The organism is Sinomicrobium pectinilyticum, from assembly GCF_003725735.1.
Taxonomy (GTDB): domain Bacteria; phylum Bacteroidota; class Bacteroidia; order Flavobacteriales; family Flavobacteriaceae; genus Sinomicrobium; species Sinomicrobium pectinilyticum.
Genome location: NZ_RJTM01000120.1, coordinates 21,499 through 36,999, shown reverse-complemented (window position 1 = coordinate 36,999; position 15,501 = coordinate 21,499). Strand labels below are relative to the sequence as shown.

The 15,501-nt window shown below is 43.9% G+C and carries 10 protein-coding genes; 8 read left to right on the top strand and 2 right to left on the bottom strand.

Annotated elements, in window-relative coordinates; translation table 11 throughout:
* Positions 1-45: 45 nt before the first annotated feature.
* The 4 genes from ED312_RS18035 (at position 46) to ED312_RS18020 (ending at position 7,053) form a co-directional block, all read left to right on the top strand.
* The gene (locus ED312_RS18035) at positions 46-1,680 is read left to right on the top strand and encodes a RagB/SusD family nutrient uptake outer membrane protein (RefSeq protein WP_123217426.1); all 1,635 of its coding nucleotides are present in this window, start codon (positions 46-48) and stop codon (positions 1,678-1,680) included.
* A gap of 123 nt (positions 1,681-1,803) precedes the next feature.
* Positions 1,804-3,777 carry a heparinase II/III domain-containing protein gene (locus tag ED312_RS18030; RefSeq protein ID WP_123217425.1) on the top strand — a complete coding sequence of 658 codons (1,974 nt, stop codon included), beginning with the start codon at positions 1,804-1,806 and terminating at the stop codon, positions 3,775-3,777.
* A gap of 3 nt (positions 3,778-3,780) precedes the next feature.
* Positions 3,781-5,904: an alginate lyase family protein gene (locus tag ED312_RS18025; protein WP_123217424.1), complete on the top strand. Its 2,124-nt coding sequence runs from the start codon at positions 3,781-3,783 to the stop codon at positions 5,902-5,904.
* Between the two features lie 237 nt (positions 5,905-6,141).
* The gene (locus ED312_RS18020) at positions 6,142-7,053 is read left to right on the top strand and encodes a DMT family transporter (protein ID WP_123217423.1); all 912 of its coding nucleotides are present in this window, start codon (positions 6,142-6,144) and stop codon (positions 7,051-7,053) included.
* Between the two features lie 76 nt (positions 7,054-7,129).
* Here the strand turns inward: ED312_RS18020 and ED312_RS18015 are convergent, their stop codons facing one another.
* Complete coding sequence (locus tag ED312_RS18015) at positions 7,130-9,196, bottom strand: insulinase family protein (RefSeq protein WP_123217470.1); 2,067 nt, start codon at positions 9,194-9,196, stop codon at positions 7,130-7,132.
* 52 nt (positions 9,197-9,248) lie between these two features.
* Entirely contained in the window at positions 9,249-10,574 is a 1,326-nt protein-coding gene (locus ED312_RS18010) for a M16 family metallopeptidase (RefSeq protein ID WP_123217422.1), read from the bottom strand.
* Positions 10,575-10,812: 238 nt separating this feature from the next.
* Between ED312_RS18010 and ED312_RS18000 the strand changes: the two genes are divergently transcribed.
* The 4 genes from ED312_RS18000 (at position 10,813) to ED312_RS17980 (ending at position 15,457) form a co-directional block, all read left to right on the top strand.
* The gene (locus tag ED312_RS18000) at positions 10,813-11,277 is read left to right on the top strand and encodes a DUF4199 domain-containing protein (RefSeq protein ID WP_123217420.1); all 465 of its coding nucleotides are present in this window, start codon (positions 10,813-10,815) and stop codon (positions 11,275-11,277) included.
* Between the two features lie 104 nt (positions 11,278-11,381).
* Positions 11,382-12,026, top strand: coding sequence for a 50S ribosomal protein L21 (rplU, locus tag ED312_RS17995; protein ID WP_123217419.1), 645 nt, complete (start codon positions 11,382-11,384; stop codon positions 12,024-12,026).
* 75 nt (positions 12,027-12,101) lie between these two features.
* Positions 12,102-12,362 carry a 50S ribosomal protein L27 gene (rpmA, locus tag ED312_RS17990; RefSeq protein WP_123217418.1) on the top strand — a complete coding sequence of 87 codons (261 nt, stop codon included), beginning with the start codon at positions 12,102-12,104 and terminating at the stop codon, positions 12,360-12,362.
* Between the two features lie 644 nt (positions 12,363-13,006).
* Positions 13,007-15,457 carry a TonB-dependent receptor gene (locus tag ED312_RS17980; RefSeq protein ID WP_123217416.1) on the top strand — a complete coding sequence of 817 codons (2,451 nt, stop codon included), beginning with the start codon at positions 13,007-13,009 and terminating at the stop codon, positions 15,455-15,457.
* Positions 15,458-15,501 lie beyond the last annotated feature (44 nt).

Below are 15,501 nucleotides of genomic sequence, written 5' to 3'. Positions count from 1 at the left end.
GGGAACAAAAACCATTAAGGAAAGAATCCATAAATATGAAAACCTATGAAATCCACATTATATAAAATAGCTACAGGCATTCTTATTTCAACCATAGGATTTACTTCCTGTGAAGTAAACAGGATACCGGAAACCGATATTACCGACCCGTCTTTCTGGCAAAACGAAGCCGACCTGAAAATGGGGGCAAACAGGCTTTATCCCTATTTACCCGGTCTCCCGGTAACCAACGACGTGTGGTCTGACGACGCCTACGGAACAGATAACAACTCCACAAGTGACGGTACCAGGATTACACCGGGAACCGATAGTTTCTACGGCGATCAATATGCACTCATCCGTTGGGCAAATAACATCATGGAAAAATCGGAAATCGTACTGGAAAACGGTACATCTCAGGAACTGGTAGACACTTACCTGGGAGAAGCCCGTTTTTTCCGGGCATGGGGGTACTTTGAACTGTTTCAACGTTATGGCGGCGTTCCGTTAATCCTTAAAACCCTTACCGAAGATGCCCCGGAGTTACTGGAACCACAGGCTTCCAGGGAAGAGATCATACAAACCATATACGCTGACCTAGATATTGCCATCGATTTACTGCCCAACCCCAGCGAGCAGGAAGCGTCGGACTACGGCCGTATTACCCGTACCGCAGCCCTGGCGTTAAAATCGAGAGCTGCCCTGTTTGAAGGTACACGTGCCAAATTTCACGAATACGGTGATCCGCAAAGTCACCTGACCATTGCCCGGGAAGCGGCCCTGGAGATTATCCGGTCGGGTGAACACGATATTTTCCCCAATTATTTCGACCTTTTCCAATATGAAGGGAATGGCAGGAATAATAAGGAAAATATACTGGTGAGAATGTACGGTCAGAATACAGAGAACAGCATTTCCTCTCACGTAACACAAAGAAACCTCGAAACCGGTGCCGCTAACCCTACCAAGTACCTGGCCGATTCTTACCTGATGACCGACGGATTACCGATAGACCAATCCCCCCTGTATGAGCAACCCACCAATACGGTAGAAGTTTTTAACAACCGTGATCCGCGTATGGGAGATACTTTCTTTAAAGCAGGAGATGAATATATCGGGACCAGGCCGGTATACACCATCCCTCCGCTCAACTTTCAGAAAACAGGGTTCGGCAACCGAAGATATGCCAACCTCGACGACTGGCAGGTATCCCGCTCTTACATAGACCGGGCCATTATCCGGTATGCGGAGGTCCTGCTCATCTATGCGGAAGCGACTTATGAACTGAATGGGACTATCAGCGATGAAGACCTCAACATTTCCGTTAACGAACTGCGAAGCAGGGAAAGTGTAAATATGCCTCCGCTTACCAATGCCTTTGTGACCGGCAATAATCTCGATATGCGGGAAGAAATCCGCAGGGAACGCCGGGTGGAGCTTGCCCTCGAAGGCTTCCGTTACTGGGATATCATCCGATGGAAAATAGCAGAGGATGTCCTTAAAAGAGATATCCTGGGCAACTATTACTTTGACGAATTTAAAGAACAGGCAGGAACCGACCCTTTACTTACAGAAGATAACATCATACTACTGCAAAGGGCAGAAAACCGGTTTTTCGATCCGGCCAAAGATTATTTGTGGCCCTTTTCTACGGAACAATTATCTCTGAACCCCAACCTGGAACAAAACCCGGGATGGTAACTGCAATTATGGATACCTGTCAGAATCCGGGTACCTATACAGAATAAAAACAACCGAAGGAGGCAGTCCCCGGACCAACCGGAGCTACCTCCTTCAACCTGTTTCACATCATAAACCCAAAAAATGAAATGGACAATTAAACATGTTTCACTATTACTCATCTCCTGGATTTTATTGACATGGAGTCAAGCCGTTGAGGCTCAGCAAAAGCGTAACCTGCTCGGTACTTTTCTAAAAGAACAAACAATACACGATATGATCGGTCCGGAATGTCTTCCTTATACCAGAGATTCCGTAAAACTTTACCTGGAGAAATTACCGGGAAAAACCCGGGGAAAAATTATAGCCGATGCCGAAGAGGCCATGACATACGACTGGCCTTCTATTCCTGTTACCGCTTACCTGGATTTTAAGCGCACCGGCGACCGGGAAGTGATGCAACAATACAGCCGTAAAAGAGGAAGCGCCCTCAAAAAACTGGTATTGGGCGAATTACTGGAAAACAAAGGTCGTTTTCTCGATGCCATCGTCAACGGATCATGGGCTATCTGCGAACAATCTACCTGGGTATTGTCGGCACACTTACCCTCGCAGAAAGGAGGGGCCGGAATTCCTAATGTCCATGAACCCATAATTGACCTTGGTGCAGGCGAAACGGCAAACCTTCTGGGGTGGACCTACTACTTTTTCCAGAAAAATTTTGCCGGGATCTCCCCTTTTCTCAAAAAACGTATCCCTGACGAGATCAGGAGCCGCATCATTATACCATACCTGGAAAGGGATGACTTTTGGTGGCAGGCATCGAAAAAAGACGGTTTTGTTAACAACTGGAATCCCTGGTGCAATTACAATGTGCTCATCAGCACCCTGCTTCTGGGATCTTCTGTCGATACGGATACCAAAAATGAGATCGTATCGAAAACCATGCGATCTGTAGATAAATTCATCAATTACTACAAGGAAGACGGAGCCTGTGAAGAGGGGCCCGCCTACTGGGACCATGCCGGTGGAAAAATGATGGAATACCTGGAACTGCTGCAACATATTTCCTCCGGAAAAATATACATCGGAGACCGGGAACTTATCCGGAATATGGGAACGTATATCCTCGACGCACATATAGCCGACGACTATTTTGTAAACTTTGCGGACTCTCCCGCCAGATTACATCCCGATGCGGGTATTGTTTACCGCTTCGGTTCTTATATACGAAATCCTTCCCTGGAAAAATTCGCCTCCTTTATAGCTAATCGGGATGATTTTTTCTCCTATCCGCTGGGTCATAGCCTGGACCGTTCCCTGCACAATCTCTTCAATTACGACAAGATTAAAAATACTTCTCCGGAAAAAAACAATCCCCTGCATTTCTGGTATCCGCAGACCGAAATAGGCGGGGGCCGTACAAGTCCCAATGCCGGGAAAGGCTTTTTCTTTGCTGTCAAAGGCGGGTATAACGATGAAAGCCATAATCATAATGACGCAGGGAGTTTTATCCTTTTTTACGAAGGGCAGCCCCTTATCGTAGATGTGGGAGTAGAGACCTATACCGGAAAAACATTCAGTTCCGAAAGATATTCCATCTGGACAATGCAGTCCGACTATCATAATTTACCTTTGATAAACGGGGTTTCCCAGGCATACGGAAAGAAATACAAAGCCTCGGAGGTTTTCTTTGACAACACCAGATCTGAATTGCGTTTTACGGCAGACATAGCATCTGCTTATCCTGATGATGCCGCCTGTACTTTCTGGAAGAGGACTTATACGTTAAAACGGTCTTCCGCTCCCGAATTAAGCATCCGGGATAACTTTGAACTTGATAAAGCAAAAGACAACACTTCCCTCCACTTTATTGTCCTTTCTCCTCCCATAATTGAACATAGCGGCAAAATAAGCCTCAAAAAAACCAGGGATAAAAAGGTTTCTCTATATCCGCCTGAAGGTATATTTGACATTTCTGTTGAAGAACTGCCTCTTGAAGATCCGAGATTGTTACAGGCCTGGAAACAACCTAAATTGTACAGAATTGTGCTCAAAACCCGGAATAAAGAGCAAAACGGTAATTGGGAGTATGTCATTAAGGAAGAAAAACTGTAAAAAATGCACAAATTTTATATAACATGGACATGCTGTTTTCTGTTCGGCATCCTGAAAACTTTTTCGTTTAACGACGATATACTGGACAAGCTCAACATGGAAGTCCCTTCTCTGAAAGCCGTAAAAAAATATTACGACAACGGGGATATACAAAAGGCCAAAAAGGCTTTACTGGATGCCTTTCGGCAAAGGGAAAATCTCTACATAAAGGTTTCCCAAACGGATATTCCTTATATCCGTAAACAATTTAAAAACGAGATGGAGACTACCTTAAAAACCGCCGAAGAAGTAAGGGACCGGTATTTTCTTTTCCGGTATGAATGGGATATGGAAAAAACGACCGAACCCTATCGTTTTTCCGGGGAGATCAACTGGGATATCAAACCTTTCGGTGATGAGGAGTGGACATTCATGTTAAACCGCCATCGTTATTGGATAGACCTCGGTAAAGCCTATTTCCTGACCGGTAAGGAAAAATATGCCAAAACATTCGTGGAACAGGTTACCCATTGGATAGACAACAATCCCGTTGAAGATGCCAAAAAATGGACCTCATGGCGACGGATAGAAGCCGGTATACGGGCCGAAAACTGGATAAAAACCTTTGAACTACTCAAGAACTCAAAATATATAACCCCGGAATTTTTCAAAAAATTCCTACATGCCTTATACATCCATGCCAAATTTTTGGACGGGACATACAACCGACATTCTCAAATGAGTAACTGGGGTGTACTGGAATTTCACGGCCTTTTTAATCTTGCCGTATTTCTCTCCGGTTTCCGGGAAGCTGACCTATGGCAGAAAAATGCTATCGCCAGGCTCGATACCTGTATACGCAACCAGATATTGGACGACGGCACTCAATGGGAGCAATCGCCCATGTACCATAACGAAGTATTTCATTGCTACCTGAATACCTTGCTGCTTTCGCAAAGGAACAATATCCCGTTACCAACAATCATACTGCAAAAAACCAGAGATATGGCTTACGCCAACATCGCATGGCAAAAACCGGATTTCCATGAGCCTCTTTTGGGGGACAGCGATGACAATGACCTGAGAGGATTGCTCACAACAGCAGCATTTATTTTTAAAGACCAGACCATAAAATCCAGGGCTTTCTCCAAACCCGGTTATGAAAACTTCTTTATCTTCCCCAACCGGGAGAAAAAAGAATATACAGATATGGTTTCGAAAGAACCCGATTTTCTTTCCGTACACCAGCAAAACACCGGGGATCTCTACTCACGTTCCTCTTGGGGGGAAAATGCGTATTACAGCAGTTTTCATATGAAACGCATAGGTGGAGGACATTCTCATGACGACCTCCTGCACTTCACTCTTTTTGCTTACGGAAGAGATTACCTTGTAGACGGAGGAAGATATACTTATGTAAACAATAGATGGCGGAAATATTTCAAAGATAACAGCGCACACAACACCTTGGGTGTAGACCATCTTCCGAACAGCATATATTCGAGTTCGTGGGGAAATTCGTATGAAGCGAGATCGGAAGGAGTGTACTCCGGTATAACGGAAACCTACGATTATTCAGAAGCCATAAACACGGCTTACCTACGCCTGAAAGATCCTGTATGGATGAAACGGAGAATGCTCTATCTTAAGCCTGACCTTTGGATACTGGCCGACAGTTTCTACGGAAAAAAGGAGCATACCTTCTCCCTGTATTTTAATTTTCCGGATGAACAGGTAGAGATAAAGGATGGAGGCTTATCTACTACTTATCCGAATAATAATTTACGTATACAACCGGTAAAAAAAATCTCCGCAAAACTTACGGACGCCTGGTGGTCTCCCGAATACAACCTGAAAAAAAACGTAAAACGGGCTGAATTTTATACAAAAAGGACAGGTTTCCAGTCCTTTTTTACACTGTTATATTTTCCCGAAAACAACCATTTGAAATACAAAAAAATCCCGGTATATAACCGAAATGACAAAGTGCTTCCGGACCAAGAGGCGGAAGCAATAAAAATAACGCTGCCTGAAAAAGAATATATCCTGGTCGTGGCCCACAAGGACTGTCCGGAGAAGTTATACTCATTGAAAAAGCCCTGGGGACTTCCAAAATTCATGTCGTCAGATAATCCGGAAAATAACTAAATTTCCTTTAATCGTGCTGGTTAAGGTTGTGGATCTACCGTTAAACACAGGAATCCGGCCGACTGCAGGATCTCATCCTCATACCTTCCTTCGATTGATAAAGTACATCAGGTCTATAGTCCTGTTTTTACACAGGGCAACGCTGTGGGTGATCGGCATAGTTAAAAAGCAAGAAAGCGGGTAAAAATTAGCTAAAAACAATGCATCTTTGTCGACCGGATCTCAACATGCAATATCATGAACCTAAGCATAAACAACAAATGGTTGCTCCTCTCCGTACTGGCCATAGTATGGGGAAGCTCTTTTATACTGATCAAACGAGGACTTTCCGGACTTTCTCCGATTGAACTCGGCTCTTTCCGTATTTTATTTGCCGCACTTTTTTTATTCGCAACAGGTTACAAGAGCCTTAAACGTATTCAAAAACCACAATGGAAGTACATTGTAATAACTTCTGTGCTGGGTACTTTTATTCCGGCTTATTTCTTTGCAATTGCACAAACAGAAATAGACAGTTCCGTAACCTCTATACTAAACTCCCTTGTACCGTTAAATGCCCTTATTATAGGGATACTGTTCTTCCGGGCTCCTTTTCAGAAAAGACAGGGCATCGGGGTCTTGTTCGGGCTTTCCGGAAGTATCCTGCTTATTCTCAATGGCGCATCCATGAACCCGCAACAAAATTATTTTTTTGCCGGCTTTATTATTATTGCCACTATATGTTATGCACTTAATGTAAACATCCTTAAGAAGTATTTACAGGAGCTCCCTCCGCTGAGTATTGTCACCGGGAATTTCCTGGTTTTGTCTGTCCCGGCGCTTACCATCCTGTTATTTTCCGGAATATTTAAACATATCAATACCCCTGAAACACTGACCTCGATCGGTTTTATTTTCATTCTCGGCATAGTAGGAACAGGGATTGCCAACATTCTTTTCTTCCGGCTGATACAGATCTCTTCCCCTGTATTTTCTACCTCGGTTACTTATCTTATTCCCATTGTTGCCTCTATATGGGGCTTTCTGGACAGTGAAAAAATGAATTCCCGGCAATTGCTGGGCGCCGCCGTTATATTACTGGGGGTTTACCTTTCCGGAAAACCCGGTATCAAAACAAATAAAACTGTTCTCCGGAAGAAATATCCCTGATTCAACATTTTGTGAGTATCATGCTGTACCTTCCGGAAAAACAGTTTTATTTGAATTTATATAAATCCGGATTTACTTATTCGAAATCCGCATCAGTTACTCCTTCATTGAATTTCACTTCGGTAGTGGTAAGTTCCATTTGCATGCCCGTTCCGGTATCGAAGGTGGTTTTAAACGGTATCTTCACTCCTTCAACGTCACGATAATCTCCGAATTTAAAGGTCTGTGTTAAAGGCTGTCCTTTAATTTCCGTAGTACTGACCCGGGAAATCTTTAAGCCGGAACCGATATCGAAATACAACCTTGTTTTGCCGTTCTTAACCACATAGGCATCCCTGCCATCCACTTCTTCTATCCCTTCGAGCGTTACTCCTTCTTTATTACGCAGCTTCAGCTCGGGAAACGGATATGCATTTTCTTTTGCGGATGTCAGCATTTCTCCCTCCATTTCTTTTCGTTGTCCCTGTTGTACCATATATCCTGTTTCACCGTTGAAAACCTGCTTGCTAAGGGTAGTTCCCATCATAAAAGTCTCAGAAACTACTTTTCCATCCGCAGTGTTCTTGGCCACAATTTCGAGTGTCATTCCCTGGATAGCTCCGGTAGCTTTGCTAAATATACTTTTCACGGAGTGGAGTTTTTCTTCCCCTCCGATGACCTGTATATATTTATCCAGCACACTTTTCAGAGTCACATCGGCTGCGATAGCCTTTTCTTCCGGTTTTTTCGCGGGATTGGCATATTTATCAAAATAAAACACAGGGACCTTTTTTCCTTTATATTCTACTTTTTCCAGGTTTTTGGCAATATCTCCGGCTTTCCCGGTTACTACTATCCGGGCGTTGTTGCCTTTAAAGTATTTTTTTGCCGCAACAAGGACCTGGTCCCCGGTAACTGCATTTATTTTTTCAAGATATGTCTGGTAAAAATCTTCCGGCAACTTCTGAGTTTCGGTCAGCAGTGCATACCTGGCTATGGTTTCGGGTTCTTCAAGGGCCATTACAAAGTTTCCGACATAGTCTGCCTTGGCAACTACCAGTTCCTGTGTCGATACTTTTTCGGTGGTTATACGGTCTATTTCACTGAGGAAAGCAACAACCGCACTATCGGTAACTTCATTCCTTACGCTTGCCGAAGCACGGAACCTGGAAGTTGTTTTTATATCCGCACCGATCCTTGAATACGCACCATAAGTATATCCTTTGTCTTCACGCAAATTGAGAAATAACCTGGCTTCCGCACCGCCTCCCAGTATTTTATTTGCCAGCATGGCGGGAAAATAATCCGGATCGGACATTTTCAGGTTCACGAGGTTTTCCACCGCAATCTCCGACTGCACGGCATTGGGCATATTTACCAGGTTGATCTGAGTGTACTGGGCATCGGAAGGATCCGGAAAAACAACAACAGGAGGGGCACTTTTCTTCCAGGCTTTAAAATATTTCTCCGCCTGCCTACGGATATCCGCAAACTTCACATCCCCCACCACTACCAAATAGGCATTTTCAGGGACAAAATAATTTCCGTAGAAATTTTTAATGTCCTGCAATGACACATTATTTACAGTCTCTTTCGTGATAAATTCTCCCTGGGGGCTGCCCTTACCATAGGCCAGGGCTGCTTCCACCCTTTGTGCAGTAGCAGTAACGCTTTTCTCATCGGCTTTCAGCCCTTCCAGTAAAAGGTCCTTTTCTTTGCGGAACTCATCTTCCTTAAAATCGGGGTAAAGCGCCGCATCGGCCATCAGTTGCAGTATTCTTTCGGCGTATTTGGCCAACCCGCTTGCATGGGCACTGCCAGATCCAAAAACCATACTGGCCCCCATATAATCCACTTCTTCGTTAAAGGTATCTTTGTCCAGATGAATAGATCCCTTACCGAGCATACTCCCGGTAAGAGAGGAAACGCCCGCCTTTGTTCCTTCGGTAAAAGGAGGGTTGTCTATAGCAAGGGTATAGGAAACCCTGGGTAATTTATGATTTTCTACAACAATGACTTTCAGTCCGTTTTCCAGTTCAAAAGTGTTCGGTGTGCCCAGGTATATTTCCGGTGCCGGACCGGGCTGAGGCTGTCTGCTCCGGTCTATCTGGGCCTGTGTGGCAATTGCACATATAAAGAATAGGGTAAATATGAATTTTTTCATCGGGTTTATCTTTTTATAAAATACCAACATTTATTTTTCCGTTTCTACGTCCCTATCGGTTATCTCCGTCTTCCCGGGGAACATATTCCAAAAGCAGTCTCTGATTGGGGTTCAGGTATTTTTTGGCAACGTCCCTGATTTCTTCACGGGTAATGGATCGGTAAATGTCTATTTCTTCATTGATTAATCTGGTGTTGCCATAAAGCATATAATACCTGGCAAGGGAATTGGCTATACCTTCTATGCTTGAGTTTGCATTTACAAACTTGTTCTCAAACTGGTTTTGCAGTTTTTCGTAATCCCTTTCGGAGATGAGTTCGTTTTGCAGTCTGCCCACTTCTTCATCGATCTCGGCAACCAGGTCATCCAATGGGGTCCCCCCGAGTGGTAGCGCATATATGATATAAGCCCCGTAGTCTTCGAGAGAATAGTTAAACGCTCCTATCTCCATAGCCTTTTTCTTTTCGTCTACCAGTTTTTTATACAGGCGAGACGATTTACCGTCGCTCAGTATGGAAGAAACCATGTCCAGCGCATAAGCCTCCCTTTCTTTCATGGACGGTGTACGATATGCGGTAAGGATGGCGGGGATTTGAATATTCGGATCTTCGAAACGCGCTTTTTTTGTTTCTGTCAGGGGGGATTCCATAAAGGATTTCCTTGTAATATCTTTTCCTCTTGGTATGGGGCCGAAATAATCCTCTATCATTTTTTTGGTTTTATCCGTCTCTATATCCCCCGCAACAACAAGGACGGCATTGTTCGGCACATAGAATTTCTCGTTAAAAGCAAGAAATTCGTCAAGAGTAGCCGCGTCCAGGTGTTCCATAGCACCTATTATCGGCCAGCGGTAAGGGTGTTTCTCAAATAAATTGGCAAAAAGAGCTGTGGCAAACTGGCCATAAGGCTGGTTATCCATTCGCATACGCTTTTCTTCCTTTACCACTTCATTTTGTGTATCCACACCTATCTGATTGATCACCGGGTGCAACATTCTTTCGGATTCCATCCATAACCCGAGTTCCAGGTTATTGGAAGGAAACACCTCATAATAATAGGTCCTGTCCTGAGTGGTGTTCGCGTTGTTTCGTCCGCCATTGGCCGTCACAATTTTAAACCATTGCCCGCGGTCTATATTCTCTGTCCCTTCAAAAAGAAGGTGCTCAAAAAAATGTGCAAAACCGGTGCGTTCGGGGTTTTCGTCCTTCGAACCGACATGGTACATTACTGCCGTAGTCACCAGGGGTGCCGTATTGTCCCGGTGCAGGATAACATGCAGTCCGTTGTCCAGGTCGTATTCTTCAAAAGCTACCTGCTGGGCCGTAGCTGTGAAAAGGGAAGTCAACAGTAAAACAATGGGTAAAAATCTTTTTTTCATAGGTATTGTGTTTGTGTTATTTCTCTCTGCAAAACTTAAAAGTCAAAGAAAGCTCTTTGGGTGTTATAATGTGTATCCGTTTCACCATAATTACTATATGATATTAGTATACGACAGGTATCAAATGTTACGGAAATCCTCTTTTTTCAGAAAACAGCAATTAAAAATAACAAAGATTTTGGCACTGTCACATATTTTTTCGTAACTTAATACCTATAATCCAGTAATTTATGAGACTATGGGAGCTAAACACATTCATTTAAGGTATGGTATTGTAACGGCAATAGTCTTAATTGCCTACTTCCTGATCGTAAAGTTGTTTGACCTTCACGAAAACATATGGCTTCGCCTGCTCAACGGGGTAATTGTGGGCTATGGCATATATGCTTCTATCCGGTTTAAACGTCTCGTACAACGAGAGAAGTTTGATTACTATGCCGGGGCAACTACCGGAATATTTACCGGTTTTATCGCCACGCTTATCTTTGTCGGATTTATGAGCATATATATGTTCCACCTGGACCCCGCTTTCCCGGAAACGATAATGAACACCTGGATCGAAAGCTATAACCAGGGACCCGGCATACTTCTCTTTATTATTGCTGTGGAGGGTTTTGCTTCTTCCGTAGTGCTTACCCTTGCGTTCATGCAGAAATTCAAGCCGAGCTGGAACCTTTCACGGAAGATTCCCCAAAAAGCATAAAAAATTATCGTAACCCACTTGCCTTTTAAGTATTTAGACGTATATTTGCACCCGCCTTTGCCCTAGGCATGGGCTTTTTGGATAATTAAATCATAATTAAAGCTATGTACGCAATTGTAGAGATAGCAGGGCAGCAATTCAAAGTTGCGAAAGACCAGAAGGTATTCGTACACCGCCTGGCAGAAGAGGAAGGAGCAAAAATTTCTTTTGACAATGTTCTTCTGTTGGACAATGCAGGTGATGTTACCATAGGCGCCCCGGCTATAGATGGTGCTTCCGTAGAAGCCAAGGTAGTAAAGCACCTTCAAGGTGACAAAGTAATCGTTTTCAAAAAGAAAAGACGTAAGGGTTACAAAGTGAAAAATGGTCACAGACAGGCCCTGACCGAAATCGTGGTTGAAAACATCGTTGCTTCCGGAGCAAAGAAAACGGCTTCTAAAGCCAGCGCGGAAAAACCCGCTAAAAAAGCTCCTGCAAAAAAAGCAGCCAAAAAAGGGGATGACCTGAAGAAAGTTGAAGGAATCGGACCTAAAATTGCCGAGTTGTTCAACAGTGCAGGTATCCTTACCTATGCAGATCTCGCAGCAACTTCCGTAGATAAACTGAAAGATATCCTCAGCGAAGCCGGCCCGAACTATGCAAACAAAATTCCCGATACATGGCCGCAACAAGCTCAGCTTGCTGCCGATGGTAAATGGGACGAACTGAAAGAATTACAGGAAAAACTGGACGGCGGTATTGAAAAATAACCCCCGAAGTAATAACTAAAGTATAACCCACCCTTGTTTTCCACAGGGTAAAACAAGGCAAAAAACCGAACAAAAATGGCTCACAAGAAAGGTGTAGGTAGTTCCAAGAACGGTAGGGAATCAGAATCTAAACGTCTTGGTGTAAAGATATTCGGCGGGCAGGCTGCCATTGCCGGAAATATCATCGTTCGTCAGCGTGGTACAGCCCACAACCCGGGTGAAAACGTGTACATGGGTAAAGATCATACCCTTCACGCAAAAATTGACGGTATCGTAAAATTCGAAAAGAAAAAGAACAACAAATCTTATGTTTCTATTGTGCCTTTTGAGGCATAAGCAGAGATTCATCTTTTCGTAAAGTATAAAAACCTTCGTTCACACAGCGAAGGTTTTTTTATTTTCCATTTTTTAAACCTGCAAAGCCACAAGATTTTGTCCTGCCTGAATAGTCCGGGAATAAAAAGTTTTTTGCAGCGGAACAATATTTCTGTTCTTATACCGGCATCTTCCTTTTCTTCCTGATACTGTTTTGCAATGTCAAAGGCATTTAAATCCACAGGCCCGGATGACGAGCGAAAAAACATTCACTCCTTGTCACACCTCCGATGGCTCCGGGTGAGTTTCTGCTTATCCCCAGGGATTAAATGAGACCGGTCTCTTGCCCGGATTGCGGATGAATTTTCCGCCAATGGATTAAAACTGGTTCAGGTATATACTGAGACCACGATCATGAAAATATTCCTTTTTCAGTAATTCAAACCGACTTCATATTTTGTTTTCACCGGATTTTCCATCCGCTCCCAGCGAAACGTTGTATGCATCTTCAAACAAAGAAAGAAAATGCACACAAAACATATATTATACACTGATAAACAGCACATTAAAAAGGCATAAATAAAGCATGAAAAAGTTTTGTTCTTAAAACTTCGTTAAATACTTTTGTGCTGTTTAAAATAAATCTAAATAAAAACAGGTTTTCAATGAAGAGGCTATTACTTTTTATTGCCGTTCTGGGCTTTTCTGCAACAGCCCTGGCACAAAGCGGAACCATACAGGGTACCGTTGTCAGCACCAATAATGCCCCTGTAGAATATGTAACCCTTACCATTGGCAAAAATGGTACGGCAAAAGGTACACTTACCGATAATAAGGGAAATTATGAGATTTCCGGTGTAAGCGCCGGCGCATACACCCTTAAAGCTTCCTCCGTAGGTTTCAAAACCAGCGAGATCAGAATAGTTGTGCGAGCTAATGAGGTAACCACAGTACCCCGGATTGTCCTCAGCGAGCAACAGGAGGTACTCGAAGAAGTAGTTGTGGAAGGCAATAAGATCAATAAATATGCGCAAAAGGAGAGTACATATGTTTCCAAAATGCCTTTAAAGGATATAGAGAACCCCCAGGTGTCCAACAGTATCGGGAGCCAGCTTCTCGAAGACCAGGTAATCACCAATTTTAATGATGCTTTACGAAACGCTCCCGGTGTAACCATGTTATGGGAACCCACCGGAAGAGCTTCGGACGGAGCGGGGTATTTTTCCGTTCGCGGATTTGCCGTACAGCCCACTATGCTCAATGGTCTCCCTGCCCTTACCAACGGCAGCCCCGACCTTGCAAATACCGAGCGGATAGAAGTCATAAAGGGCCCTTCCGGAACATTATACGGAAGCAGCCTTATCTCTTATGGCGGGCTTATAAATATCGTTAGTAAAAAGCCTTTGAACACCTTCAGGGGCAATATAGGGTATACCGCAGGAAGCTATGGGCAAAATCGTGTGACCGTCGATATAAACACACCCCTGAGTACCGAAAAAGATGTCTATCTCAGGGTAAACAGTGCCTACCATACCCAGAACAGCTTTCAGGATGCCGGCTTCAGGAGATCTTTCTATGTGGCACCTTCGCTATCATACCAGGTAAATGACAGACTATCGTTCCTTATCAATACGGAAATATACAATGGCAGGAGCACCAACCCGACCATGCTCTTCCTGGACAGAGCACACCCGTTACGTGTGCATAATATGGACGAACTGGCCTATGATCATAAAAGGTCCTATACCAGTAATGACCTTTACATGGACAATCCCACCTACAGCCTTCAGGCACAGATGAACTACAAAATAAGCGATGCGTGGACTTCACAGACCGCATTTTCCACTTCCTCCGCCAAGTCGAACGGATATTATTCCTACCTTTATGAAAGCACAACCACGGCAGAAGATAATGCTTCGGTAACCCTGAATGACGGTATTGTACTTACAAGGTACCTGAGCAAGCAGAACTCCGAAACCATAGGAACGGACATCCAGCAGAATTTTATCGGGGATTTCAATATAGGTTCGGTACGCAACAGGCTCGTTGTAGGGCTGGATTACCTCAAAACCAATGTAACTAATAATAATACTTCTTATGTAGCCAACGGACTTGTATATATAGGCTCAGACCTGGAAACCTTTAACCGGGGAATATTACAGATTACGAATCCTGCGCAGTACACTGATGACAGCGGAATCCTTACCCGGGCGGGTACCGATGCCTTACTTACCGGTTCCAAAATAAACCCGTCTAGGACCGTACAGGAAATATTCAGTGTCTATGCTTCCGATGTTATAAATATCCTTCCCGAACTGTCTGCAATGGCTAGTTTGCGTGTAGATCGTTTCTGGAACGAAACCTATAACCAAACATCATTTTCTCCTAAATTCGGACTTGTTTACCAGCCTGTTCTCAATCATGTTTCCCTCTTTGCCAATTATATGGACGGTTTTACCAACGTGGCTCCCCAGCCCGAACTCACAGAAGGGGTACAGACCATGAGGTCTTTCAAACCGGAGCATGCCACCCAGTTGGAATTCGGGACGAAACTGAACCTGTTCAACGATAAATTAACCGCTACGCTGAGTTATTACGACATTAAGGTGAGCGATATGAGGCTTCGGATTGATCTCGACCCGAATACTTATTATTTCACCCAGGACGGTGAACAGCGGAACAAAGGATTTGAAACTGTCATAAATGCCAATCCGGTAAACGGGTTAAATCTCGTAGCAGGATACAGCTATGTAGACAGTAACCTGGAAGAAGGAGATCCTGCTTTTAAAGATCGCAGGCCGGAATCCGCAGGCCCGTTAAACACGGCAAACTTATGGGCGGACTACCAGTTTACTTCCGGCAGACTACAAGGTTTCGGTTTAGGGTTTGGTGGTAATTATGCCGGTGAAAACAAAATAATGAACCGGAATAATACCGGAGCTTTTACCGTGCCCGAATATACCCTTCTCAATGCCTCCGTATTTTACGGCACAAGAGATTTTCGTGTCACTCTGAAGCTGAACAACATTACAGACGAAGAATATTATTCGGGATGGTCCACGATCAACCCGCAACTGACAAGAAACGTATCGGCTAATTTCTCGTATACATTTTAAAACAGACGAGCTTTATCCGAAAAGGCAAACCCTGTCGATGTTTT